The 24,288-nt window shown below is 64.5% G+C and carries 24 protein-coding genes; 22 read left to right on the top strand and 2 right to left on the bottom strand.

From position 1 onward, the window contains the following. Nucleotides 1-32: 32 nt before the first annotated feature. The 6 genes from ACNSTU_RS02820 to lysS all read left to right on the top strand — a co-directional run bounded on the left by ACNSTU_RS02820 (nucleotide 33) and on the right by lysS (nucleotide 8,892). Complete coding sequence (locus tag ACNSTU_RS02820; protein WP_290632488.1) at nucleotides 33-977, top strand: 5'-nucleotidase; 945 nt, start codon at nucleotides 33-35, stop codon at nucleotides 975-977. A gap of 144 nt (nucleotides 978-1,121) precedes the next feature. Next, the gene (gene thrH, locus ACNSTU_RS02815; protein WP_290636842.1) at nucleotides 1,122-1,727 is read left to right on the top strand and encodes a bifunctional phosphoserine phosphatase/homoserine phosphotransferase ThrH; all 606 of its coding nucleotides are present in this window, start codon (nucleotides 1,122-1,124) and stop codon (nucleotides 1,725-1,727) included. A 10-nt stretch (nucleotides 1,728-1,737) separates the two neighbouring features. Further along, on the top strand, nucleotides 1,738-2,310 hold the full coding sequence (locus tag ACNSTU_RS02810; RefSeq protein WP_290636841.1) for a metallophosphoesterase family protein: 573 nt from the start codon (nucleotides 1,738-1,740) through the stop codon (nucleotides 2,308-2,310). A gap of 10 nt (nucleotides 2,311-2,320) precedes the next feature. Beyond that, entirely contained in the window at nucleotides 2,321-6,223 is a 3,903-nt protein-coding gene (gene hrpA / locus ACNSTU_RS02805) for an ATP-dependent RNA helicase HrpA (RefSeq protein WP_290636840.1), read from the top strand. Nucleotides 6,224-6,282: 59 nt separating this feature from the next. Continuing rightward, a protein-coding gene (gene prfB / locus ACNSTU_RS02800) for a peptide chain release factor 2 (RefSeq protein ID WP_290635152.1) occupies nucleotides 6,283-7,378 on the top strand; the annotation gives its coding sequence in 2 pieces (ribosomal slippage) (nucleotides 6,283-6,354 and nucleotides 6,356-7,378; 1,095 coding nt in all). 14 nt (nucleotides 7,379-7,392) lie between these two features. Further along, on the top strand, nucleotides 7,393-8,892 hold the full coding sequence (lysS, locus tag ACNSTU_RS02795; protein ID WP_418212057.1) for a lysine--tRNA ligase: 1,500 nt from the start codon (nucleotides 7,393-7,395) through the stop codon (nucleotides 8,890-8,892). 7 nt (nucleotides 8,893-8,899) lie between these two features. Here lysS and ACNSTU_RS02790 read toward each other — a convergent pair whose 3' ends face one another. Beyond that, nucleotides 8,900-9,982, bottom strand: coding sequence for a YgfZ/GcvT domain-containing protein (locus tag ACNSTU_RS02790; protein WP_290635156.1), 1,083 nt, complete (start codon nucleotides 9,980-9,982; stop codon nucleotides 8,900-8,902). Nucleotides 9,983-10,051: 69 nt separating this feature from the next. Here ACNSTU_RS02790 and ACNSTU_RS02785 point away from each other — a divergent pair, with 69 nt between their 5' ends. The 7 genes from ACNSTU_RS02785 to ACNSTU_RS02755 all read left to right on the top strand — a co-directional run bounded on the left by ACNSTU_RS02785 (nucleotide 10,052) and on the right by ACNSTU_RS02755 (nucleotide 14,514). Beyond that, complete coding sequence (locus ACNSTU_RS02785; protein ID WP_290635158.1) at nucleotides 10,052-10,234, top strand: DUF1674 domain-containing protein; 183 nt, start codon at nucleotides 10,052-10,054, stop codon at nucleotides 10,232-10,234. A gap of 199 nt (nucleotides 10,235-10,433) precedes the next feature. After that, entirely contained in the window at nucleotides 10,434-10,829 is a 396-nt protein-coding gene (gene sdhC / locus ACNSTU_RS02780) for a succinate dehydrogenase, cytochrome b556 subunit (protein ID WP_290635160.1), read from the top strand. Further along, on the top strand, nucleotides 10,826-11,206 hold the full coding sequence (gene sdhD, locus ACNSTU_RS02775; RefSeq protein WP_290635162.1) for a succinate dehydrogenase, hydrophobic membrane anchor protein: 381 nt from the start codon (nucleotides 10,826-10,828) through the stop codon (nucleotides 11,204-11,206). Before sdhC ends, sdhD begins: the two co-directional genes overlap by 4 nt. 5 nt (nucleotides 11,207-11,211) lie before the next feature. Beyond that, entirely contained in the window at nucleotides 11,212-13,002 is a 1,791-nt protein-coding gene (gene sdhA, locus ACNSTU_RS02770) for a succinate dehydrogenase flavoprotein subunit (protein WP_290635164.1), read from the top strand. Nucleotides 13,003-13,049: 47 nt separating this feature from the next. After that, on the top strand, nucleotides 13,050-13,829 hold the full coding sequence (locus tag ACNSTU_RS02765; RefSeq protein ID WP_290635166.1) for a succinate dehydrogenase iron-sulfur subunit: 780 nt from the start codon (nucleotides 13,050-13,052) through the stop codon (nucleotides 13,827-13,829). Nucleotides 13,830-13,856: 27 nt separating this feature from the next. Then, nucleotides 13,857-14,105, top strand: coding sequence for a succinate dehydrogenase assembly factor 2 (locus tag ACNSTU_RS02760; RefSeq protein ID WP_290635167.1), 249 nt, complete (start codon nucleotides 13,857-13,859; stop codon nucleotides 14,103-14,105). Between the two features lie 73 nt (nucleotides 14,106-14,178). Then, entirely contained in the window at nucleotides 14,179-14,514 is a 336-nt protein-coding gene (locus ACNSTU_RS02755) for a hypothetical protein (protein ID WP_290635169.1), read from the top strand. On the opposite strand, the gene nadB is transcribed toward ACNSTU_RS02755, so the two are convergent. Then, a complete protein-coding gene (nadB, locus tag ACNSTU_RS02750) occupies nucleotides 14,460-16,052 on the bottom strand; it encodes an L-aspartate oxidase (RefSeq protein ID WP_290635171.1) in 1,593 nt (530 codons plus the stop codon). The genes ACNSTU_RS02755 and nadB overlap by 55 nt on opposite strands. 276 nt (nucleotides 16,053-16,328) lie before the next feature. On the opposite strand from nadB, the gene rpoE reads away from it, so the two are divergent. The 9 genes from rpoE (at nucleotide 16,329) to era (ending at nucleotide 24,264) form a co-directional block, all read left to right on the top strand. Next, a complete protein-coding gene (rpoE, locus tag ACNSTU_RS02745; RefSeq protein WP_091639611.1) occupies nucleotides 16,329-16,910 on the top strand; it encodes an RNA polymerase sigma factor RpoE in 582 nt (193 codons plus the stop codon). A gap of 17 nt (nucleotides 16,911-16,927) precedes the next feature. Continuing rightward, nucleotides 16,928-17,491, top strand: coding sequence for a sigma-E factor negative regulatory protein (locus ACNSTU_RS02740; RefSeq protein WP_290635174.1), 564 nt, complete (start codon nucleotides 16,928-16,930; stop codon nucleotides 17,489-17,491). A 12-nt stretch (nucleotides 17,492-17,503) separates the two neighbouring features. Then, nucleotides 17,504-17,953 (top strand): SoxR reducing system RseC family protein, encoded by a 450-nt coding sequence (locus ACNSTU_RS02735; protein WP_290635176.1) that lies wholly within the window; start codon nucleotides 17,504-17,506, stop codon nucleotides 17,951-17,953. A 160-nt stretch (nucleotides 17,954-18,113) separates the two neighbouring features. Next, the gene (locus ACNSTU_RS02730; RefSeq protein ID WP_290635178.1) at nucleotides 18,114-19,499 is read left to right on the top strand and encodes a DegQ family serine endoprotease; all 1,386 of its coding nucleotides are present in this window, start codon (nucleotides 18,114-18,116) and stop codon (nucleotides 19,497-19,499) included. Between the two features lie 154 nt (nucleotides 19,500-19,653). After that, nucleotides 19,654-21,450 carry a translation elongation factor 4 gene (gene lepA, locus ACNSTU_RS02725; protein WP_290635180.1) on the top strand — a complete coding sequence of 599 codons (1,797 nt, stop codon included), beginning with the start codon at nucleotides 19,654-19,656 and terminating at the stop codon, nucleotides 21,448-21,450. A 38-nt stretch (nucleotides 21,451-21,488) separates the two neighbouring features. Beyond that, nucleotides 21,489-22,277 carry a signal peptidase I gene (gene lepB / locus ACNSTU_RS02720; RefSeq protein ID WP_290635182.1) on the top strand — a complete coding sequence of 263 codons (789 nt, stop codon included), beginning with the start codon at nucleotides 21,489-21,491 and terminating at the stop codon, nucleotides 22,275-22,277. Next, the gene (locus tag ACNSTU_RS02715; RefSeq protein ID WP_418212056.1) at nucleotides 22,258-22,653 is read left to right on the top strand and encodes a DUF4845 domain-containing protein; all 396 of its coding nucleotides are present in this window, start codon (nucleotides 22,258-22,260) and stop codon (nucleotides 22,651-22,653) included. The genes lepB and ACNSTU_RS02715 overlap by 20 nt, the downstream gene beginning before the upstream one ends. After that, a complete protein-coding gene (gene rnc, locus ACNSTU_RS02710; protein WP_290635186.1) occupies nucleotides 22,650-23,348 on the top strand; it encodes a ribonuclease III in 699 nt (232 codons plus the stop codon). Before ACNSTU_RS02715 ends, rnc begins: the two co-directional genes overlap by 4 nt. Next, entirely contained in the window at nucleotides 23,341-24,264 is a 924-nt protein-coding gene (gene era / locus ACNSTU_RS02705) for a GTPase Era (protein WP_290635188.1), read from the top strand. The genes rnc and era overlap by 8 nt, the downstream gene beginning before the upstream one ends. Nucleotides 24,265-24,288 lie beyond the last annotated feature (24 nt).

Genomic DNA, 24,288 nt, shown 5'->3' with positions numbered 1-24,288 from the left:
AATAACGGAACCCGCAACCGGAGGCAACCGCAATGCCGGTGTCATTTGACGGCAAGCTGGTGGTGGCAATCTCGTCCCGTGCCCTGTTCGACATGGCGGACAGCCACAGGGTGTTCATGGAGGAGGGCGTGGATGCGTACTGCCGGTTCCAGCGCGAGTACGAGGACGAAATCCTGGCACCGGGCGTGGCGTTCAGCCTCGTCCGCAAGCTGCTGCGTCTGGAGGGAACAGACGGGGGCGTGGAGGTCATTCTGCTCTCCCGCAACAGCGCGGACACGGGGCTGCGCGTGTTCAACTCCATCGAGCACTACGGGCTGGGCATCACCCGGGCCGCGTTCACCAACGGGGAGCGCCCATGGCGTTACATCCCGGCCTTCGGTGCCCATCTGTTTCTCTCGGCCGATCCGAACGACGTCGCCCAGGCGCTGGAGCTCGGCTATGCCGCCGCCACCATCCTGCCCTCGGCCGAGCGCGATACCGGCACCGATGAAGAGCGCGAAGTGCGTATCGCCTTCGACGGTGATGCCGTGCTGTTCGGCGACAGCGCCGAGCGCATCTTCCAGGAGTCGGGGCTTGAAGCCTTCTCCGCCAGCGAGCGCGCTCAGGCCCGTTCGCCCCTGCCGGGCGGGCCGTTCAAGTCTTTTCTCGCCGCCCTGCATCAGCTCCAGCGCCGCGAGACCGCGACCGGGGATACCAATCCCATCCGCACGGCTCTTGTCACCGCGCGCAGCGCGCCCGCGCACGAGCGCGTCATCCGCACGCTGCGGCACTGGGATATTCGCATCGACGAAGCGCTGTTCCTGGGCGGACTGGCGAAAGCGGATTTTCTCGCTGCGTTCGGCGCCGACATCTTCTTCGACGATCAGCAGGGGCACTGCGAGATCGCCAGCCAGCAGGTGGCGACGGGGCACGTCCCGCACGGTGTCGTCAACCAGCCGCCGGAGACAACGGATCCGGAATCCGTCCAGAATGGGTGAGAGTGATGCTCTTCCGTACGGAAGAGCGCGGCATGGCGCCGTTCCACGCCGCCTTGCAGGGCGACGAAAAAACGAATAGGGTGTGCGCGGATTTTCTCCGGGGGCTGTCCCCACGACCGATCCATTGCAGGGAGCGTTGGCACATTGAAGATTGTCTGCCTCGATCTGGAAGGGGTTCTCGTTCCGGAAATCTGGATCGATCTTGCTGAACGCACTGGTATTGACGCGCTGCGGGCAACCACGCGGGACATCCCCGATTACGACGAGCTGATGCAGCAGCGGCTTCGCATCCTGGATGAGCACGATCTGGGCATGGTCGCGCTGGAGGCGGTCATCAATGATGTCCGGCCGTTCCCGGGAGCGGTGAAGTTCCTCGACTGGATCCGTGAGCGTTACCAGCTGGTGATCCTCTCAGACACGTTCTACGAGTTCGCGCGCCCTCTCATGCGCCAGCTCGGCTGGCCGACGCTGTTCTGCCATCAACTTGAAACCAGTCCGGAAGGGCGGATCATGAATTACCGTCTGCGTATGCGCGACCACAAGCGCGCAGCCGTGGCGGCATTTCAGGATCTCAACTTCCGGGTTGTGGCGTCCGGCGACTCCTACAACGACACGGGCATGCTCGGACAGGCGGACACCGGCGTGCTGTTCGCGCCGCCGCAGAACGTGATGGACGATTTCCCACAGTTCCCGGTCGCCCGGGATTATTCCGCGCTCAAGAACGCCATCGAACGCGCGTTCCAGGATTGATTACCGAGCCATGACTGAAGTACAGGCCACCCGCGTCGCCATTCTCGCCGACACGCACGGGTTTCTGGATCCCCGCATTGCGGAACGCGTAGCCGCATGCGATCACGCGGTTCATGCAGGCGATGTTGGCGGCGCTGACGTCCTGTGTTCCCTCAATCCAACCACCTCCGTGCTCGCCATCCGTGGCAACAACGACACGCCGGACAAGTGGGCCGAATCAGAGATGCATTTCCTTGAGAACCTGCCGACCAGCGCCCAGCTGCAGCTGCCGGGTGGGCTACTGGTGGTAACCCACGGCGATGATGGCCGCTCCCTTAGTGAGCGCCATCGCCACCTTCGCAAGCAGTACCCGGAGGCGCGCGCGGTGATCTACGGGCACAGCCACAAACTCACCATGGACTGCGACGATACGCCGTGGATTCTCAACCCGGGTGCGGCCGGACGTACGCGCACCAACGGCGGCCCATCCTGCCTGCTGCTGACCTGTAGCGAAGGGGAGTGGGGCATCGAAGCGGTTCAGCTGCCGGCGCGGAAGTACCCGAACCGCGACAGTCAGCGCAAGCGCGCGCAGGTCGCGGACTAGTCCGGAGTCCATGACCGGCGGCGGCGCCAACGGCGATACCAACAGCCTGGACACGCTCGCCGAGCGTATCGGCCAGACGCTGGCGGCCGATCGCCGCGGGTTCCGAAAACGCCTGCAGGGGCTGCGCCGGCGCGCTTCGAGCGGCAAACCCTACGACCACGGGCTGCAGCAACTGAGCAGTGCCATTGATGCATCCGTGGCACGTCGCGAGCGGCGCATCGCCAGCCTTCCTGTACCGGACTTCTCTCAGGATCTCCCGGTCAATGACCACCGGGAGGCGCTCGCCGAGGCGATCCGCAAGCATCAGGTGGTGGTGGTCTGCGGTGAAACCGGATCCGGGAAGAGCACCCAGCTGCCCAAGATCTGTCTGGAGCTGGGCCGCGGCGTGGACGGCATGATCGCCCACACCCAGCCTCGCCGGCTTGCTGCCCGGACTCTGGCCTCCCGTATTGCCGAGGAGCTGCACAGCGAGGTCGGTGAGGCCGTGGGCTACAGAATCCGGTTCACCGACCGGGTCAGCGAACGGACCCACGTGAAACTCGTCACCGACGGTATGCTGCTGGCCGAGGTGCAGGGCGACCGCACCCTGGATGCCTACGACACCATCATCATCGACGAGGCCCATGAACGCAGCCTCAACATTGATTTCCTGCTGGGCTACCTCAAGCAGCTTCTGCCGAAGCGCCCCGACCTCAAGGTCATAATCACTTCGGCGACCATTGATCCGGAGCGCTTCTCCCGGCATTTCGATGATGCCCCCATCGTGCACGTCTCGGGCCGGACCTACCCAGTGGAGGTCCGCTACCAAGCGCTCGCCGGCGAATCCGGGGACGACCGCGACCGGGATCAGCAGACCGCCATCGTCGATGCCGTGGACGAACTGGCTCGGCTCGGGCCCGGCGACATCCTGGTCTTTCTCGCCAGCGAGCGGGAGATCCGCGAGACGGCCGAGGCCCTGCGCAAACACCATCCGCCCGGCACCGAGGTGCTGCCGCTGTTCGCCCGTCTGAGCGCGGCGGAGCAGCAGCGTGCGTTCCAGACACACGCCGGGCGGCGCATCGTGCTCGCCACCAACGTGGCGGAAACCTCGGTGACCGTGCCGGGCATCCGCTACGTGGTGGACACCGGCGTCGTGCGCCTGAGCCGGTACAGCTTCCGCACCAAGGTGCAGCGGCTGCCCATCGAGCCGATCTCCCAGGCCTCCGCCAACCAGCGCGCCGGCCGGTGTGGTCGCGAGGCGCCGGGCGTGTGCATCCGCCTGTACAGCGAAGACGATTTCCTGGGACGTCCCGCGTTCACGGATCCCGAGATCGTGCGCACGAACCTCGCCTCCGTCATTCTGCAGATGCGCTACCTCGGGCTCGGGGCCGTGGAGGAGTTCCCCTTCATCCAGCCGCCGGACTCGCGCTACGTCAAGGACGGCTACCGCCTGCTCCACGAGCTGAGAGCCGTGGACGGGCAGTGGCGGTTGACCGAGCTGGGGCGGCAGCTGGCACGCCTGCCGGTGGACCCGACCATAGCGCGCATGCTGATGGCCGGAAACGAGGAGCAGGCGCTGGCGGAGATTCTGGTGATCGCGTCGGCGCTCAGCATTCAGGATCCCCGCGAGCGCCCCATTGAAGCGCAGCAGGCTGCGGATCAGGCCCACGCCCAGTGGCGCGACGAGCGCTCCGATTTTCTCGCCTACGTGCACCTGTGGACCGCCTACCAGGCATCGAAGAAGGCGTTGTCGCGCAACAAACTCGATCGCTGGTGCCGGGATCACTTCCTGAGCCCGCTGCGGATGCGGGAATGGAGCGACGTCCATCGGCAACTCAAGGAACTGGTCAGCGGTATGGGCCTGCGCCCGAACGCGGAGCCGGCCGATTACGCGCCCATCCACCGGGCGCTGCTCACCGGCCTGCTCGGCAACGTGGCCATGCGCAGCGACGAGCAGGGCTACATCGGGCCGCGCAACCTCAGGCTCACGATCTTCCCGGGCTCGGCGCTGGCGAGGAAGCGCCCCAAGTGGATTGCCGCAGCCGAGATCGTGGAGACCTCACGGGTCTTCGCGCGCACCGTGGCGAGCATCGATCCGCGTGAAGTGGAACAGCTGGCCGGTCACCTGGTGCAACGCACCTACAACGAGCCGCACTGGGACCGGCGCCGCGGCCGGGTCACCGCCTACGAGACGGTGACCCTCTACGGCCTTCCCCTGGTGACCGGGCGCAAGTTGGACTACGGCCGGGTCGACAGTGCGGACGCCCGCGAGGTCTTCCTGCGCCAGGGGCTCGCCGAAGACCGCGTGGACAGCAAGGGCGGATTCCTGGAGCACAACCGTGCGCTGATCGCGGACGTGGAGGCGCTGGAAGACAAATCACGGCGGCGCGACGTCCTTGTGGACGTCGACCGTCTCTACGCCTTCTATGCCGAGCGTGTCCCCGAGAGCATCAGCGACCTGCGCAGTTTCGAGCACTGGCGCAAACAGGAGGAGCGCACCCATCCGCGCCGCCTGTATCTCACCCGCGAGGCGCTGATGCAGCATGACGCGGCCACGGTGACTGCAGAGCGGTATCCGGAACAACTTGCGGTGGGCGATCTGCGACTGCCGCTGCAGTACCACTTCGAGCCCGGACACCCGGACGATGGCGTTTCCCTGCAGGTCCCGCTGGCCGCGCTCAACCAGCTGCGGCCCGACCCGCTGGAGTGGCTGGTCCCCGGGCTGGTGGAGGAGAAGGTCACGGCCCTGATCCGTGGCCTGCCCAAGGCCCTGCGTCGCAATTTCGTGCCGGCCCCGGATTTCGCCCGGGCGGCACTGGACGCCATCAGCCCGGCGGACGGCTCGCTCACCGATGCCCTGCGCCGTCAGCTCCACCGCATGACCGGCGTCGATGTGCCGCCCGAGACCTGGGACGCGGTGGAGCTGCCGGATCACCTGACCATGAACATCCAGGTGTTCGACGCCGAGGGCGGAATCGTCGCCCGGGGGCGGAACCTGGCCGCATTGCAGCGGGAGCTGGGCGACCGGGCCAGTGAGGGCTTCCAGGTGGCAACCCCCGATCCACAGTGGGAGCGTGAAGGCCTCACCCGTTGGGATTTCGACGTGCTGCCGCGGACCGTCGAGTTCGATCAGCACGGCGTCACCGTGCGCGGCTATCCCGCATTGGTGGACGAAGGCAATACCGTCGCTCTGCGTATCCTTGATTCACCCGAGGCGGCCGACGACAGCACGCGGCGCGGCGTGCGCCGGCTGATCCAGGCACAGCTCCGTGAGCAGGTCCGCTACCTGCGCGACAACCTTCCCGGTTTCCAGCAGATGGCACTCCAGTACCGTGGGCTCGGTGGCAGCGACGCCCTGCGCGACGAGATCATCGACGCCGTTGTGGATGCCGTGTTCATCGGTGACCAGCCGCTGCCCGCGGATCCACAGGCGTTCCAGACCATGCTGGAGGCCGGGCGGGGACGGCTGGTGGAGGAGGGGGAGCGCTTTGCCCGCCGGGTCGCGCGCATGCTGGAGCGCTACCACGGGCTGAAGAAGGCGCTCAAGGAGCCACGGGGGCTGGAGGGCATGGACAGCTTCCGGGACATGAACGAGCACCTGAACCACCTGGTATTCCCCGGCTTTCTGCTGGCGCACCGCAGTGAGCTGCTGTCCCATCTGCCGCGCTACCTGGACGGTCTGCAGCACCGGGTGGAGAAGCAGGCGGAGGACCCGCGCCGCGACGCTCAGCGCACCCATCAGGTGAGGCCGTGGTGGGAGGCCTGGACCGAGCGAGCCGCGCGCCACGAACGGGACGGCATCGTGGATCCGGAACTGCACCGGTTCCGCCACCTGCTGGAGGAGTTCCGCATTTCCCTGTTCGCCCAGCACCTTGGCACGGCAACACCGGCATCGGAAAAGCGGCTGCGCCAGCAGTGGCAGGCGGTACGCTGACACGTCCCGCCCCCTGTAGTACCATGCGCTCCTTTCCGAACACTGACGGTATACGCACTATGGAAATCAACCCCTTGTACACTCAGGCAGCCGATCTGCGCGAGCGCGTCGATGCGCTGAGGGGGTATCTTTGACTACCCGGGCAAGAAGGAGCGCCTGGAAGAAGTCCTGAGGCTGCTGGAAGACCCGACCATCTGGAACAACCCCGAGGAAGCCCAGAACCTCAACCGCGAGCGCTCGCGCCTGCAGGACGTGGTCAACCGCCTCGAGGAGCTCGACTCCGGTCTTGCCGACGTGGACGAGCTGCTGGACATGGCCCAGGAAGAGGGCGACGAAGACACCATTACGTCCGTCGAGAAGGACCTGAAGGCGTTCGAGCAGACGGTGCAGGCGCTCGAGTTCCAGCGCATGTTCTCCGGGGAGATGGACGAGAGCAACGCGTTTCTGGACATCCAGGCCGGCTCCGGCGGCACCGAGGCCCAGGACTGGGCCAACATGCTGCTGCGCATGTACCTCCGCTGGGGCGAGCGCAAGGGCTTCAAGACCGACATCATCGAACTCTCCGAGGGCGATGTCGCCGGCATCAAGAGCGCCACGGTCCGCTTCGAAGGTGACTATGCCTTCGGCTGGCTGCGCACCGAAACGGGAGTGCACCGGCTGGTGCGCAAATCCCCGTTCGACTCCGGTAATCGCCGGCATACCTCGTTCGCCGCGGTCTTCGTGTCCCCCGAGATCGACGACAACGTGGATATCGAGATCGACCCGTCGGACCTGCGCATTGATGTCTACCGTGCCAGCGGCGCCGGCGGCCAGCATGTCAACACCACGGAATCCGCGGTGCGGATTACCCACGAGCCCACGGGCATCGTGGTGCAGTGCCAGAACGACCGCTCCCAGCACCGTAACCGTGACACGGCCATGAACCAGCTGCGCGCCAAGCTGTACGAGTTCGAGATGCAGAAACGGCGCCAGGCGCAGGATGCCGCCGAGGAAGACAAGTCCGACATCGGCTGGGGCAGCCAGATCCGCTCCTACGTGCTGGATCAGTCGCGGATCAAGGACCTGCGCACCAACGTTGAGATCGGCAATACCCAGGCGGTTCTGGACGGCGATCTGGACCGTTTCATCGAAGCCAGCCTCAAGGCGGACGCCTGACCAAGCGAGCGAGCATGAGCAACGACAACCCGGACATCGACGAGAACAAACTGATTGCCCAGCGTCGCGAGAAACTCCAGACGTGGCGTGAATCCGGCGAAGCGTTTCCCAACGGATTCCGCCGCGATGCGCTTGCCGCGGATCTGCACGCCGCCCACGGCGAGCGCGATAACGACACCCTGGAAGCGGAGGGGGTGCGGGTTCGTGTGGCTGGCCGCATGATGGCCAAGCGCGTCATGGGCAAGGCCAGTTTTGCGCAGCTGCAGGACATGACCGGCCGCATTCAGCTCTACGTGCGCCGGGATGATCTGCCCGAGGGCGTCTACCAGGCGTTCAAGAAGTGGGACGTGGGCGACATCGTCGGCGCCGAGGGCACGCTGTTCCGCACTCGCGCCGGAGAGCTCAGCGTCAGTGTCGACCGCATCCAGCTGCTGACCAAGTCACTGCGCCCGCTGCCGGAGAAGTACCACGGCCTTCAGGACCAGGAGGCGCGCTACCGCCAGCGCTACGTGGACCTGATCATGAATCCGGAGGTGCGCGACGTCTTTCACGTGCGCAGCCGGATCATCCAGTACATCCGCGACTTCCTCAACACACGGCGCTTCCTGGAAGTGGAAACGCCAATGATGCAGCAGATCCCCGGTGGCGCCGCGGCGCGGCCGTTCATCACCCACCACAACGCACTGGACATGTCGCTTTACCTGCGCATTGCACCGGAGCTGTACCTCAAACGGCTGGTGGTGGGCGGATTCGAGCAGGTCTACGAGATCAACCGCAGTTTCCGTAACGAGGGCGTGTCCACGCGACACAACCCCGAGTTCACTATGCTGGAGTTCTATCAGGCCTACGCGGATCACAACGATCTCATGGACCTCACCGAAGAACTCCTGCGTGGCCTCGCGATGGACCTGAAGGGCACGCCAGAGCTTACCTGGCAGGGCGAAACTCTGGATCTGGGCAAACCGTTCCAGCGCCTGGCCATGCGCGACGCAATTTTGCGCTACAACCAGGACATCAGCCCGGAGCACCTGGACGACAAGGAAACCGCGCGCGCCATCACTGAACGCCTGGGGCTACAGGTGGACGGCAGTACCGGGCTCGGCAAGCTGCAGACGCTGATCTTCGAAGAGACGGTGGAGCACGAGTTGCGCGAGCCCACCTTCATTGTCGATTACCCGAAAGAGGTCTCGCCCCTGGCACGCCCCAAGGACAGCGACCCGTTCGTCACCGAGCGCTTCGAACTATTCATCTGCGGTCGTGAGGTAGCCAACGGTTTCTCTGAGCTCAATGATGCCGAGGATCAGGCCGAGCGGTTCCTGGCCCAGGCAGCGGAAAAGGAAGCCGGGGATGAAGAGGCCATGCACTACGACGCCGATTTCATCCGCGCTTTGGAGTACGGCTTGCCCCCGACAGCGGGGGAGGGAATCGGCATCGATCGTCTTGTCATGGCCTTCGCCGATCAGGCCTCCATCCGCGACGTGCTGCTGTTTCCGGCCATGCGACCGGAGGTCTGAGGGGGGATCAGCCCCCCGCCTCGGCCTCGTCGGATTCCGGTGTGACCGGCACATGGTAGGGGAGTTGGGCAAAGCCGGCGGGCTGATCAGCGACGCGGAGGTCCTGCCGGTCACGGTACTGCAGGCGCAGCACTGCCAGGGCCTCGATGCCGGCAGGACCGGCGACCGCCTGAACGATTTCACCCGCCGATGCGCCGTCGGCCGTGAGGACGCTGTCGCCCGGGTGCGGGACGGTCTCGCCCGGCGCCGTGAGCCCGAACATGCGCCGGCTGGGCTTGCCGCGGTAGTGCATGCGCGCCACCACCTCCTGCCCCGGGTAGCAGCCCTTGCTGAAGCTGACGCCGTCCACCAGATCCAGGTTCAGCTGCTGCGGCACGAAATGCTCCGACGTGCCGGCGACCACGGCCGGCTCACCGGCGCGGACCTGCAACAGGGTCCACGCCTGAGGCGTGACCGGGCGTGACGCCGCCACCAGGGTTTCCCACACGCCGATGGCATCACGGGCGTGGGTCACCATCAGAAAGCGCTCTTTTTCTCCGCCCAGGTTCACCACCGAGGTGTCCCCCGCATGCACGACGGTGCCGGTGCCTTGCGGCAGGGTGCCGGCCACTTCACTGATGGCCGCTGCGCCGGACCCCGTGGCCCCGAACACGGCCGCATGGGGCGTGAAATCCTGCAGCGCCACCCTGGACCGCAGAATGAACATCCTCAGCCGTTTCACCAGCCCGTCCATCAGGCTGCGGTCGGCCAGCAGCAGGAAATCGTCCTCGTCCAGTCGAATGACGCGGAACACGGCCAGCAGCCGGCCCTTCGGGTTGCAGTAACCGGCCATGCGGGCTTCCGTCACCGGCTGATCCTCTATGCCCTGGCTCAGCTGACCGTGCAGAAACACGGCGGCATCGTCGCCAACCACGCGGATCACGCCCTGGTGCGGCAATGGCATGGCCCCGCCATCGCCGAGCGTCGCGTGCAGTTCGGCGGTGGTATCACCAAAGTCGAGCAGACTGCCGTTTTCGCCGTACCGCGCCCCGTGGACCTGGAGCAGTGCAGGCCAGTCTATTTGTGTCGCGTTGGGTGCTTGTTCGCTCATTGTGCAGTGCCGTAATCACCTGTTGATGTGGCATAATCGCGGGGACGCGTGACCGAGGAGGCAAGTGCGATGAAAACACCAGAGGAAACGCCCGAGCCAAGGCCCGGCCCCGCCGGGGATACAGTGAAACAGGATAACACGCCTGATCCGGCCGACCCGAGTACGTGGCCGGAGGAGTTTGGTGGTCAGGCCGGTCCGGAGCCCACACGGTACGGGGACTGGGAGAAAGGGGGTCGCTGTACCGATTTCTGACGTCCGCCAGCCGACTTCCCGAACAACGGGAAGCCGATCAAAGAACCGCGGCCCGCTGTTGAGTAAACTGCTGCGGTGCCATCAGGCTACGGTCCATTGAAGGGCCCATCCAGCGTTCTCCCGGGTAATGCTGCCTTGCATCACCCGAGAGGACAGTTTAGTTTAACTGCCGCTTTTGGCCCACGCGGAGCGAGTCACAATGCCAAGCGATAATCGACCGCTGTCCCCCCACCTGCAGATCTACCGGCTGCCCTTCATTGTCGTGCTGTCCATCACTCACCGGATGGCGGGTGTCGCGAACACAATCGGCGCGCTGCTGGTGATCTACTGGCTGGTGTCCCTGGCGAGCGGACCTGACGCCTTCGAGCGCGCACAGGCGGTACTGGGATCCTGGCTCGGCCTGATCATTCTGTTCCTGTTCAGTCTCGGCCTGTTCTACCACCTGTGTAACGGAATTCGGCACCTGTTCTGGGATGTCGGCAAGGGATTTGAGCTGGATGCGGCAAAGCGCTCGGGACAGGCGGTGATCGCCTGTGCCGTGGGCCTGACCGCGCTGGTCTGGATCGTGGCCTTCGCCACTGGGGGTGCGGGATGAATCTGAGAACTCCGGTCAAGGATGCGCGCGGACTCGGCTCCGCGAAGGACGGCGTGCACCACTGGTGGGTGCAGCGGCTGTCGGCCGTCGCGCTAGTTCCGCTGGTGCTGTGGTTTGCCTTTTCCCTGGCGATCAACGCGGGTGGTGACTACGAAGCAGCCCGGGCGTGGATCGGCTCACCGTTCACCGCTGGCGCCGCGATACTCCTGATAGCCGCCGCTTTCTACCACGCACAGCTCGGGCTGCAGGTGGTTCTGGAAGATTACGTGGACAACAAGGCGCTGGAGATCGTCAGCCTCGTTGTCGTGAAATTCCTGGCTGCGGTGCTGGCACTTACCGGCATCCTTGCCGTGCTCAGCATTGCCTTTGGAGGCTGAACGCAATGTCCAGCTACGAAATCATTGATCACACGTACGATGTCGTTGTTGTCGGCGCCGGCGGTGCCGGCCTGCGCGCCACCTTCGGCATGGCGAACCAGGGCCTGAAGACGGCCTGCATCACCAAGGTGTTCCCCACGCGCAGTCACACCGTCGCCGCCCAGGGTGGCGTATCCGCGGCGCTCGGCAACATGGGCGAGGACGACTGGCGTTGGCACATGTACGACACGGTCAAGGGCTCGGACTGGCTCGGCGACCAGGACGCCATCGAGTACATGTGCCGCGAGGCGATCCCGTCCATCATCGAGCTGGAACACTACGGCGTTCCCTTCTCGCGCACGGACGAGGGCAAGATCTATCAGCGCCCCTTCGGCGGCATGACCACGCATTACGGCGAGGGTCGCGCGCAGCGCACCTGTGCTGCGGCCGACCGCACCGGCCACGCCATTCTCCACACGCTCTATCAGCAGGCGCTGAAGTACGAAGCCGAGTTCTACATCGAGTACTTCGCCCTGGACCTGATCATGGACGAAGAGGGCGCATGCCGGGGCGTGATCGCCCTGAACATGCATGACGGCACCATTCACCGCTTCCGCGCCCACGAGACGGTGCTGGCCACCGGTGGCTACGGCCGTTCCTATTTCTCCTGCACCTCGGCGCACACCTGCACCGGCGACGGCATGGGCATGGTGCTGCGCGCCGGCCTGCCGCTGCAGGACATGGAGTTCGTGCAGTTCCACCCCACGGGTGTCTACGGCGCCGGCTGCCTGATCACCGAGGGTGTGCGCGGTGAAGGCGGCTACCTGACCAATTCCGAGGGCGAGCGTTTCATGGAGCGCTACGCGCCCAACGCCAAGGACCTCGCCTCCCGCGACGTAGTCAGCCGCTCCATGACCATCGAGATCCAGGAGGGCCGTGGTGTCGGCCCGAATCACGACCATATCAACCTGCATCTGGAGCATCTCGGCGCGGACGTCATCAACGAACGCTTGCCCGGGATTGCCGAGACCGCTCGGATTTTCGCCGGCGTCGACGTCACCAAGGCGCCGATCCCGGTGCTGCCCACGGTGCACTACAACATGGGTGGGGTGCCCACCAACTACAAAGGCGAGGTGGTCACCCTGCGGGACGGCAACCCGGACGCCGTGGTGCCGGGCCTCATGGCCATCGGCGAGGCGGCGTGCGTCTCCGTTCACGGTGCCAACCGCCTTGGTTCCAACTCGCTGCTGGACCTGGTGGTGTTCGGTCGCGCTGCCGGCCTGCGCGCCAAGGAGCTGGTGGACGAGCAGGGCGCCAATCACCGGCCGCTGCCCAAGGATTCGGCCGACTTCGCGCTCAATCGTCTCGACCGCCTGCGCAATGCCAACGGCAGCCAGCCCACGGCCCATATCCGGGACAACATGCAGAGCGTCATGCAGAACTTTGCAGCCGTCTTCCGGACTGGCGACACCCTGGAGCAGGGGTGTCAGAAGATGGACGAGGTGTTCGCTTCGTTCGAGGACGTTGCCGTGTCCGATCGCTCGCTGATCTGGAACTCCGACCTGATCGAGACGCTGGAGCTGGACAACCTGCTCGGTTGCTCGGTCACCACCATCCAGTCGGCGCGCAACCGTACCGAGAGCCGCGGTGCGCACGCCCGGGAAGACTTCACCGAGCGCGATGACGATCAGTGGATGAAGCACACGCTTTCCTGGATGGATCCCCAGGGCAAGACCGAGATCGACTACCGGCCTGTCCACATGACCACGCTGACCGACGAGGTGGAGGTATTCCCGCCCAAGGCGCGGGTGTACTGATCCACCGACAGGCGTTGCAGGCCAGCAAGTAACGAGGTTGACAGCCAATGGCAGAGTTCAAGCTTCCAAAGAATTCCCGGGTCGGTCAGGGCAAGACGTGGTCTGCCCCGGACGGTGCGAGCAACGTTCGCGAGTTCAAGGTCTATCGCTGGCACCCGGACGAAGGGCAGAACCCGCGGATCGACACCTTCGAGCTGGACATGGACGATTGCGGTCCGATGGTTCTCGACGCGCTGATCAAGATCAAGAACGAGGTTGATCCGTCGCTGACGTTCCGCCGTTCCTGCCGCGAGGGGATCTGCGGCTCCTGCGCCATGAACATCGACGGCCAGAACACCCTGGCGTGCACCAAGGCGTGTGACGAAGTGGACGGTGCCGTCCGCGTCTACCCACTGCCGCACATGCCGGTGGTCAAGGATCTTGTGCCGGATCTCACCCACTTTTACGCCCAGTATGCCTCCATCCGCCCCTGGATTCGCACCGAGACGGCAACGCCGCCGGACCGGGAGCGCCTGCAGAGCAAGGAAGACCGGGCCAAGCTCGACGGGCTGTACGAGTGCATCCTGTGCGCCTGTTGCACCACGTCGTGCCCGAGCTACTGGTGGAATGGGGACCGCTATCTCGGCCCCGCCGTGCTGCTTCAAGCCTATCGCTGGATTGTCGACAGCCGGGACGAGACCACCGGTGAGCGGCTGGACGATCTCGAGGATCCGTTCAAGCTCTACCGCTGCCATACGATCATGAACTGCGCGCAGACGTGTCCGAAGGGTCTGAACCCGGCCAAGGCCATCGCGGAGATCAAGAAACTCATGATCGAGCGGCGCTGAACCGCGTCGCGACTGGGGGCAAGAGTTGTGAGTGAACGCTCCAGACTGCGCTGGCGGTGTCGACGGGGGATGCGGGAGCTGGACCTGCTCCTGGAGCATTTTCTCGCTAACGGCTACGCCACACTGGATGCCTCCGGGCGTGAGGCATTCGAGACGTTATTGGGGTGTCAGGACGACACCCTGTTCGGCTGGTTCTACCAGGGAGAGGTGCCGGACGATGCCGAACTCGCGGCACTCGTGGAGCGAATCCGCAGCGACTTCGGGCTTTTACGTTAACCCGTCGCGTGCTGCCCACCACTGGCAACACGCCCTGGTCTTGATCGGGGCTGTGGCTGCGCTGAGCGCGTCCGTGACGGTATTGACCGCACTACTGATCCTGATCCCGCTCACGGTCTTCGCCACGCGCCTTTCCCTTCTGGCCCGGCCACTGGAGTGCGACTGGTTCAGCCTGGACGTAGCCTCGGGATCGGTCTGCACGGACACTGCCGACGGCATCCGGGAATGGGAGCTGGCCGGGTGGTTTCGTCATCCTTGGCTGTGCGTGCTCTACCTGCGCGGCGACGACAGGGCATGGGCCGCGCTGGTGCTGCCTCGTGATGCCATGAGCGGTCGATGCCGGCGCCGGCTGTGCTATCTGCTCGGCGTCAGCACGGTCGGCAGTGCGTCCGGCAATCTGTCCGGGTAATCCAGCGTGTAGTGCAGTCCGCGGCTCTCGCGCCGCTCCTGGGCGCAGCGGATGATCAGCTCCGCCACCATCGCCAGGTTGCGCAACTCCAGCAAGTCCGCATTGACGCGGAAATTGCCGTAATACTCCCTGATCTCACCCTGCAGCAGGTCCACGCGACGGCGCGCCCGCTCAAGACGCTTGCTGGTACGCACGATGCCCACGTAGTCCCACATGAAGCGGCGCAACTCATCCCAGTTGTGGCTGACCACCACCTGTTCGTCGGAGTCACTGACCCGGCTCTCGTCCCATGGGGGCAGGGCGGGTGGCGACGCAACCCCGGGGAGTGCCGCCGCGATGTGATCCGCCGCGGCCGTACCGTAGACAAGACACTCAAGCAGCGAGTTGCTTGCCAGTCGGTTGGCGCCGTGCAGCCCGGTACAGGACACCTCGCCGATGGCGTAAAGGCCGGGGAGATCGGTCTGCCCGCGCTGATCGACGACGACGCCGCCGCAGGTGTAGTGGGCCGCCGGAACCACGGGCACCGGCTCCCGGGTGAGGTCGAAACCGAACTGGAGGCACTGTTCGTGAATGGTTGGGAAGTGCTCCCTGATGAAGTCCGCTTCGCGGTGGGAGATGTCCAGATAGACGCAGTCCGCGCCCAACCGTTTCATTTCGTGGTCGATGGCCCGGGCGACAATGTCCCGGGGAGCCAGCTCCCCCCGGTCGTCGAACCGGTGCATGAACCGGCTCCCATCCGGCAGCAGGAGGTGGGCCCCTTCGCCCCGCAGCGCCTCACTGAGCAGAAACGACTTCGCCTTGGGGTGAAAGAGGCACGTGGGATGGAACTGGTTGAACTCCATGTTCGCGACGCGACAACCCGCACGCCACGCCATGGCGATGCCGTCGCCCGTCGCGCCGTCCGGGTTACTGGTATAGAGATAGACCTTGCTGGCGCCGCCGGTGGCCAGTACCACGGTCCGTGCCGCAATCGGACGCACACGGCCACTGGCAACATCCAGGCCATAGACTCCGACGCAGCGCTGGGGGGCATGCCCGAGGCGACTGGCGGTAATGAGATCCACCGCCAGATGATGCTCCAGCACCGTGACGTTGGCGCGACGACGTACAAGGCCCTCCAGCGTGGTTTCCACCGCACGGCCCGTGGCATCGGCCGCATGCACGATGCGGCGGTACGAATGCCCCCCTTCGCGGTGCAGGTGCAGGCCACCGTCCGGGCCTTCCTCGCGGGAGAACGGCACCTCGTTGCCAATGAGCCAGTGGATGCACCTGGGCGCGTTCTCGGCGACGAAGCGGGCCGTATCGCTGTCGGTCAGGCCGCCCCCCGCATCCAGGGTGTCGGCCACATGGGACTCGACGGAGTCGGCTTCGTCGAACACGGCGGAAATCCCGCCCTGGGCATAGAGACTGGAGCCTTCGGTGAGCGGCCCCTTCGAGAGGACGGCGATGCGGACATGCTCGGGGAGGCGCAGGGCCAGCGTCAGCCCCGCTGCGCCGCTGCCGACAATGACAACATCAAACTGATCAGGCTCTGGCACGGATTCCGCCCTTGCCGTTGTGACTGTGAGGCCGTTCTGCCGCCGAGGCTGCTTGCAGCGTACTTGGACGATCGGCTACCCTCAGTGGCCGTTAAGGCCTGCCTGAATCCGGCCAGATCGAGGGGCCGGAGCCGATTCGCGGTCAGTATCGCGGAGCAGGGCGGCGCGACCGGCACTTATCTAAACACAATCCGCTGAAGTGCGCGAACTATCCATGCCCATCAATGTCTACCGCAGTGACGCGGTCAGTGGAATGACCGTGAAAGGACGGGCTGAATGACCAATGCAAAGGTCGACCAACAGCTCGTCGAGCGTGTGCAGGCCGGTGATAAGAAGGCCTTTGACCTGCTTGTTCAGAAATATCAGTTCAAGCTCGTCAAGATGATATCGCGGTATGTAACCGATCCCAGCGAGGCTCAGGATGTCGCGCAGGAAACGTTTATCAAGGCCTATCGGGCATTGCCGAACTTTCGCGGCGAAAGTAGCTTCTATACATGGATCTACCGCATTGGCGCCAACACGGCGAAGAACTATCTCGTCGCCCAGGGGCGCCGGCCTCCCGGCAGTGACGTGGACGCTCAGGACGCCGAGCAGTACGCCGGTGATTCACTGTTGCGGGAAACGGATACGCCCGAAGGGCTCGCCCAGCGTGAGGAGATTGAACGGACCGTCTTCGATGCCATCGAAGCCTTACCCGACGATCTGCGAACGGCGATCACCCTTCGCGAGCTGGACGGTCTGAGTTACGAAGAGATTGCGCAGGCAATGGATTGCCCGGTGGGGACCGTGCGGTCAAGGATTTTCCGGGCGCGGGAAGCGATCGACAACCGGTTGAAGCCGTTGCTTGATAACAAATAGCAGACAGTGGTGGTGCCATGACGAAACCCTACCAGGAGCAGATTTCGGCGCTGAGCGACGATGAACTGCCTGACTCCGAGACGCAGTTTCTGCTTCGCCTTGCAGAGCGAAGTGAGGACATTGCTGGCCAGATGGGCCGCTATGCGGTGATTCGCGAAGCGCTCCACCGGAATCTGCCGGATCACGTGGACACGTCCCTGGCAGCGCGGGTCTCGGCCGCGCTGGATCATGAGCCCGCGCACTCTATACCCCCACGACACGACGGCGGTCAACGCTGGTGGCTCCGTCCGGTCGGTGGCGCGGCAATCGCCGCTTCCGTTGCTCTCGTTGCAATTGCCATCTGGCCTCAGCAGTCCTCATCACCAGATGGGGACATGATCGAGACAGCAAGTGCGCCGTCGTCCGTGCAGCAGACATCGTCGGGACAGCCGGTTGCTGCGGAGAACATCCAGTGGGATCGCCTCGACTCGGATATCCAGACGCGACTGGATGAATACGCCGTCATCAGGGAGCGCTCGGAGCCGCAGCTCGACTTTCTCTCACGGCCTGTCGGCGTCAGCAGCCGACGGGGCGAGAACTGACGCTGCCCCGGCATGATTCGTGAACAGGGGCAGGTCGTCGCAACCGGGAGCGATCGCTGCCGCGTCCGCATCCAGCGGCATGGCGCCTGCTCCGGTTGTGATATCCGTCGGGGCTGCGGCATCGGCCTTCTTGCCAGCGCCGTGCCCGGGCGTACAGCAGAGATCACGTGCCAGACCGGCCTGGCGCTGCGGCCGGGGCAGCGCGTGGAAGTCGGAATACCGGAGCAGGGCCTTGTTTCCGGTGCGGCGGTGGTCTACCTCTTGCCTGTCCTCGCGCTGCTGGTAGCGGCCCTGCTGGGCTCGCCCTGGGGTGACGCCATTGCTGTTCCCGCTGCGGGGACAGGATTTGTGATCGGATTGGTTGCGGCCCGCGCGCTGGCGCGGAGAATGTCGGATCGCGGTGCCTATCGCCCGACGGTCCTCGGCAACTGGCCGGCGCAGGGTGACAGCCGGAACGAATGATTGGGACAACCGGGAAGCATAGTCTCCCGGTTGTCCGGACGGGACGTTCGGTGGCCTCGGGCCCGACCGGAGTCGACGCACGATGGAGAGCACGGGGAAGCAGCACATGCGACAGGTTATGACTCGAAAGTTCCTGGTTAGCCTCTGTAGCCTCACTCTGATGGCTGCACTGGCAGCGTCGCAGGCGCATGCCCGCGACGGGCTGCCTGACTTCGCCGGGCTGGTGGATCAGAACAGTCCGGCAGTGGTGAACATCAGCTCAACTCAGTCCCGCGAGAGCGGCGAGCGGGGAGGGATGGGCGATCTCCCCGAAGATCACCCATTCCGGGAGTTCTTCGAGCGCTTCGGCGGGGAGCGGGGCGAAGGCCAGCAGCCCCCGCAGCCGTTCGATTCCGAATCCCTCGGCTCCGGGTTCATCATTTCGTCGGACGGCGACATCGTCACCAACTATCACGTGGTCCAGAACGCAGACGAGGTGGTCGTGAAACTGAGCGACCGCCGCCAGTACACCGCGGAAGTGGTTGGCTATGATGAGCGCAGCGATCTGGCACTGCTGAACATTGATGCCGAAGACCTACCAACAGTGTCGATCGGCTCATCCGCCGACCTGTCCGTCGGCGAGTGGGTTCTGGCCATCGGCTCGCCGTTCGGGTTCGAGCACTCGGTGACGGCGGGCATTGTCAGCGCCAAACGGCGCAGCCTGCCCCAGGATAACTACGTGCCGTTCATCCAGACCGATGTGGCGATCAACCCCGGCAACTCCGGAGGGCCGCTGTTCAACCTGGACGGTGAAGTGGTCGGAATCAACTCCCATATCTACAGCCGCAGCGGCGGTTTCATGGGGCTATCCTTCGCCATCCCGGTGGAGCTGGCCATGGACGTGGTTGACCAGCTCCGCACGGATGGTCGCGTTGCCCGCGGCTGGCTTGGTGTTCTGATCCAGGATGTTGACCGGGACCTGGCAGAGTCTTTCGGCATGGACCGTCCGCATGGTGCGCTGGTCGCCCAGGTGACGTCCGACAGCCCGGCTGCGGACGCCGATCTGGAAGCGGGAGACGTGATCGTCCGGTTCGAAGGCCAGGAGATAGGAACGTCCTCCGAGCTGCCGCCGATGGTCGGACGCATGCGGGCGGACGCCGAAGTCATCCTCGAGATCATCCGTGACGGCGAGCACCGCGAAGTGACCGTCACCCTTGGCGAACTGCCGGACGAGATGGCACAGCAACAGCAGCAGGAACAGGAGGTGCCCGAAGAGCCGGAACCGGCAGCTGAGTACTTCGGCATGGAACTGCGTGACCTGTCCGATCAGGACCGGGAGGAGCGTGGCATCGATCAGGCCGGCGTACTCGTGGAGCGGCTTGCGGAAGGCCCGGCACGGCAATCCGGAATCCGTCAGGGCGACGTCATCACCATGCTCGACCAGCAGCGGGTTGATTCGGTGGAAACTTTCGAATCCATTGCCCAGGGCCTTGAGGACGGTCGAGTGGTACCGGTGTTGCTGATGCGTAACGGAAGTCCGCGGTTTTTGCCGCTCAGGCTCCCGTAAGCGCGCTGAATCGGTACAATACCGGCACACTTCAAGTGTCGGCAGCTTTCGGAACGTGCCCCGCCTGCGGGGCACGTTTGCGTCGGGAGGCGGTCAACGGGCCGCCCCGGCGTGACGCAGCGCGAACGCCGCGGCACTCACAACCGATGCGACTATGAAACATATACGCAACTTCTCGATCATCGCGCACATCGACCACGGCAAGTCGACCCTGGCGGACCGCCTCATTGAACGGTGCGGGGCGCTGACCGGCCGAGAGATGTCCGAACAGGTGCTCGATTCCATGGACCTGGAGCGCGAGCGCGGCATTACCATCAAGGCCCAGAGCGTTGCCCTGGAGTACACCGCGAAAGACGGCAACACCTACCAGCTCAACATCATCGATACACCCGGCCACGTGGACTTCTCCTACGAGGTATCTCGTTCGCTCGCGGCGTGTGATGGCGCGCTGCTGGTGGTCGACGCCTCCCAGGGTGTGGAGGCGCAGAGTGTGGCCAACTGCTACACAGCGGTCGGCGAAGGCCTGGAGATCCTGCCCGTTCTCAACAAGATCGATCTACCTTCGGCGGAACCGGAGCAGGTGTTGCAGGAAATCGAGGAGATCATCGGCCTCGAGACCGACAACGCCATGATGGTCAGCGCCAAGACCGGCCAGGGCATCGATGAACTGCTCGAGGCGATTGTCGAGCACATCCCGGCGCCCACGGGCAAGCCTGATGAACCGCTCAAGACGCTGATCATGGACTCCTGGTTCGACAACTACCTGGGCGTGGTGTGTCTGGTGCGCGTGATCAACGGTCGCATGAAGGTCGGCGAGAAGATCCAGGTCATGTCCACCGGCCGCGAGTTCCAGGTGGACCAGCTGGGCATGTTCACGCCCAAGAAGACTCCAATGAAAGTGCTGGAGACCGGCGAAGTCGGTTTCGTGGTCGCCGGCATCAAGGATATCGACGGCGCGCCAGTGGGCGACACACTCACCCACAAGCACGCCCCCTGCGCCGAGCGCGTGCCCGGTTTCAAGGTGGTTCAGCCGCGCGTGTTCGCCGGCATGTTCACCATCAGCTCGGAAGACTACGAGGCGTTCCGCGACGCGTTGTCGAAGCTGCGGCTGAATGACGCGTCGCTGCAGTACGAGCCCGAAACGTCGGCGGCGCTCGGTTTCGGCTTCCGCTGCGGGTTCCTCGGAATGCTGCACATGGAGATCGTGCAGGAGCGGCTGGAGCGGGAATACAACCTGGACCTCATCACCACGGCACCCACGGTCATCTACGAGGTGGAGACCACCTCGGGCGAGGTGCTCGAAGTGAGCAACCCGGCGCAGTTGCCGGCGAATCACGAGATCGAGGAGATTCGGGAGCCGATCATAAACGCCAGCATTCTGGTCCCCCAGGCCTACGTCGGCAACGTGATCGCCCTGTGCGAGGAGAAACGCGGGTCGCAGAAGGACATGCAGTTCGTCGGCAACCAGATCTCGCTCACCTACGAGCTGCCACTGAGCGAGGTGGTGCTGGACTTCTTTGACCGCATGAAATCGGCAAGTCGCGGGTTTGCCTCGTTTGACTACGAGCTGAACCGTTTTCAGGCCGAGAATCTGGTTCGCCTGGATGTTCTCATCAACGGCGACCGCGTGGACGCGCTGGCTCTGATCGTGCACCGTGATCACGCGCAGCGACGCGGGCGGGAACTCACTGACCGCCTGAAGAAGCTGATCCCGCGGCAGATGTTCGAAGTTGCCATTCAGGCGGCGGTGGGAAGCCATATCGTGGCACGCTCCACGGTCAAGGCGATGCGCAAGAACGTGACGGCAAAGTGCTACGGCGGTGATATCACCCGCAAGCGCAAGCTGCTCGAGAAGCAGAAAGCCGGAAAGAAACGGATGAAACAGGTCGGCAAGGTCGAGATTCCGCAGGAGGCCTTCCTGTCGGTCCTGCAGGTTGACGGTGACGACTGAGCCCCGGCGTCGCGTGCCGGTCAGGAAAGGATAGAGCCATGCTTCTCGATTTCGAATTGCTGCTGGTCGCGGTGACACTGATCACCGGTCTGACCGTGTTGTATGCCTGGATGCACCGACGTGCACGTCACAAGGCAGGGCGGCCGGCGCTGGAGAAGGACAACTGGTGGGTGGACCTCTGCCGGTCTCTGTTTCCGGTGATCCTCGTGGTGCTTGTCATCCGCTCCTTCGTGGTCGAGCCGTTCCGCATTCCCTCCGGGTCCATGATTCCCACCCTGCTCGCGGGCGATTTCATCCTGGTCAACAAATTCTCCTATGACGTCCGCCTGCCGGTGACCAACCAATCGCTGATCCCCACCGGCGAGCCGCAGCGCGGGGATCTGGCTGTCTTCAAGTACCCGGTCAACCCGCGCCAGGACTTCATCAAGCGGGTGGTCGCACTTCCGGGGGATCACGTGCGGTACGACGATGGCCTGCTCTACATCAATGGCGAACTTGTCGAACAGACCGACGTTGGCGATTATGATGAGCCCCAGGCACCGCGGGCACGGTTGATGACGGAAACACTCGGCGACCGGGAATACGGAGTGCTCCAGCATCCCCGGGGCACGTGGTGCACGGATTACGCTGCCTCGCCGGATGGTTATACCGTACCGGACGGCCACTATTTCACTATCGGCGACAACCGTGACCGCAGTAGCGACAGCCGCTGCTGGGGGCCTGTCAGCGAGGATCTCCTAGTGGGGCGGGCTTTTCTCATCTGGATGAGCTGGAACGGCTATGAGAACCGGATCAACTGGAGTCGTATTGGCAACCGCATCCAGTAATATCTATCGCGCCAGACCCGGTCAGCGAGGTTTCAGCCTGATCGGTCTGATGCTGGTGCTCGTCCTCGGGGCCTTCGCGGCCATGCTGGTGCTGCGCATCATTCCGATCTATCTGGAATCGATGACTGTGGCGTCGGTGGTCGACGATGTAGCCGGAACCCCGGAACTCAGGGGCGCACGCCCGGGCGAGGTGCGCAGCGCCCTGATGCGCCGGCTGCAGGTCAACAGTGTCGACAAACTCGGCCGCAACGACATCTCGGTGGAACGATCCGGCGAGGGCGTGACCATCGTCGTTGCCTACGAGCGGCGTTTCCCGTTGATTGCGAACCTCGACGGGATCGCCAGCTTCCGGGAAGAAGCGCTGGTGCGGCCGTGAGCGACCCCCTCGAGCAACTGTCGGCACGCTTGCGCTACCAGTTCCGGGAGCCGGAACTGCTCGAGGAAGCGGTGACACACCGCAGCGTCAGCGAGCGCAACAACGAACGCCTGGAGTTCCTGGGCGACAGCATTCTCAATTTCGTCATCGCCGATCAGCTGTTCCAGCGCCAGCCCAACGACTCGGAGGGTGGGCTCAGCCGTCTGCGGGCGAGCCTCGTCAACCGTGAGACGCTGGCATCCATCGCCAGACAGCTTGATCTCGGTACGCACCTGCGACTCGGTAGCGGTGAGCGCAAGAGCGGCGGCCGCCGGCGGGATTCCATCCTCTCGGACGCTCTGGAAGGGGTGTTTGGCGCGGTCTACATCGACGGCGGTTTCATTGCGTGCCGGGACCTCATCGTGCGCCTTTACGCGGAGCGCCTGGAGAACCTGCCCAGCGCCGCGGAACTCAAGGATCCCAAGACGCGGCTGCAGGAATACCTGCAGTCCGCGAAGCTCTCGCTGCCGTCCTACGAAGTACTGGACATTGCCGGCAAGTCGCACGATCAGACCTTCCGGGTCGAGTGCCGGGTGCCGGGCATCGAGCAGGTCACCGTCGGAGAGGCAGGCAGCCGGCGCCGCGCAGAGCAGCGGGGCGCCGAGGCCATGCTGAAGGCACTGAACCCGAACAAAGCGGATCATCATCATGACTGACTCGGACTCCGCCGCCAGCGGCGATCGTACGCAGCGCTGCGGCTATATCGGCCTTGTCGGGCGCCCCAACGTGGGCAAGTCCACGCTGCTGAACCGTCTGCTCGGGATGAAACTGAGCATCGTCTCGCGCCGCCCACAGACCACCCGCAACAGTATCCTCGGCGTGCAGACACGGGATGATACCCAGTTCATCTACGTGGACACGCCGGGCCTGCACGGCCGACAGAAGAAGGCCCTGAACCGGTACCTGAACCGCTCTGCGGTCACGGCACTGCGCGATGTGGATGTGGTGGTGATGCTGGTGGAGCCCCATCGCTGGACCGACGACGACGAGCTCGTGCTGGAGCACCTGCGGCAGATCAATCGCCCCGTGATCGCCGTGGTGAACAAGGTCGACCTCATCCCACAGAAGGAAGAGCTGTTGCCGTTTCTGGAAGAGCTCGCCGGGCGTCACCCGTTCGCCGAGATTGTTCCGCTGTCCGCGGAGAAGGGGCAGAACGTGGAGCCGCTGGAAGAGATTATCCGGGGGTATCTGCCCGAGTCGGTGTTCTATTTCCCCGAAGATCAGGTCACGGACCGCAGCCAGCGCTTCCTTGTCGCCGAACTGATCCGGGAGCAGCTGATGCGTACCCTCGGCCAGGAGGTTCCGTACTCGACATCCGTCGCGTTGGAAGCCTTCGAGGAGAGTGACAGGCTCATCCGGATCTCCGCAGTGATATGGGTCGAGCGGGACGGACAGAAGGCGATCGTGATCGGCAACGGCGGGCAGCAGCTCAAGCGCATCGGGCAGCAGGCGCGCCGTCAGATCGAGCACCTGGTAGAGAAAAAGGTCCACCTGGAGCTCTGGGTGAAGATCCGCGAAGGGTGGGCGGATGACGAGCGCGCCATGAAGAGCCTGGGTTACGATGAGAACTGAGCGGGCCAGTCCTCCTCTGGCATG

Source organism: Aquisalimonas sp. APHAB1-3 (assembly GCF_048323695.1).
Lineage (GTDB): Bacteria > Pseudomonadota > Gammaproteobacteria > Nitrococcales > Aquisalimonadaceae > Aquisalimonas.
The sequence above is the reverse complement of the archived record's forward strand: the minus strand, read 5'-3'. Positions and strand labels throughout refer to the sequence as shown.

Bases quoted from the DNA above. Each gene is read 5' to 3' on its own strand.
- ACNSTU_RS02820 (WP_290632488.1), top strand. From the start codon at position 33: ATGCCGGTGTCATTTGACGGCAAGCTGGTGGTGGCAATCTCGTCCCGT.
- ACNSTU_RS02810 (WP_290636841.1), top strand. From the start codon at position 1,738: ATGACTGAAGTACAGGCCACCCGCGTCGCCATTCTCGCCGACACGCAC.
- hrpA (WP_290636840.1), top strand. From the start codon at position 2,321: ATGACCGGCGGCGGCGCCAACGGCGATACCAACAGCCTGGACACGCTC.
- lysS (WP_418212057.1), top strand. From the start codon at position 7,393: ATGAGCAACGACAACCCGGACATCGACGAGAACAAACTGATTGCCCAG.
- ACNSTU_RS02790 (WP_290635156.1), bottom strand. From the start codon at position 9,982: ATGAGCGAACAAGCACCCAACGCGACACAAATAGACTGGCCTGCACTG.
- ACNSTU_RS02785 (WP_290635158.1), top strand. From the start codon at position 10,052: ATGAAAACACCAGAGGAAACGCCCGAGCCAAGGCCCGGCCCCGCCGGG.
- sdhC (WP_290635160.1), top strand. From the start codon at position 10,434: ATGCCAAGCGATAATCGACCGCTGTCCCCCCACCTGCAGATCTACCGG.
- sdhD (WP_290635162.1), top strand. From the start codon at position 10,826: ATGAATCTGAGAACTCCGGTCAAGGATGCGCGCGGACTCGGCTCCGCG.
- sdhA (WP_290635164.1), top strand. From the start codon at position 11,212: ATGTCCAGCTACGAAATCATTGATCACACGTACGATGTCGTTGTTGTC.
- ACNSTU_RS02765 (WP_290635166.1), top strand. From the start codon at position 13,050: ATGGCAGAGTTCAAGCTTCCAAAGAATTCCCGGGTCGGTCAGGGCAAG.
- rpoE (WP_091639611.1), top strand. From the start codon at position 16,329: ATGACCAATGCAAAGGTCGACCAACAGCTCGTCGAGCGTGTGCAGGCC.
- ACNSTU_RS02740 (WP_290635174.1), top strand. From the start codon at position 16,928: ATGACGAAACCCTACCAGGAGCAGATTTCGGCGCTGAGCGACGATGAA.
- ACNSTU_RS02735 (WP_290635176.1), top strand. From the start codon at position 17,504: ATGATTCGTGAACAGGGGCAGGTCGTCGCAACCGGGAGCGATCGCTGC.
- ACNSTU_RS02730 (WP_290635178.1), top strand. From the start codon at position 18,114: ATGGCTGCACTGGCAGCGTCGCAGGCGCATGCCCGCGACGGGCTGCCT.
- lepA (WP_290635180.1), top strand. From the start codon at position 19,654: ATGAAACATATACGCAACTTCTCGATCATCGCGCACATCGACCACGGC.
- lepB (WP_290635182.1), top strand. From the start codon at position 21,489: ATGCTTCTCGATTTCGAATTGCTGCTGGTCGCGGTGACACTGATCACC.
- era (WP_290635188.1), top strand. From the start codon at position 23,341: ATGACTGACTCGGACTCCGCCGCCAGCGGCGATCGTACGCAGCGCTGC.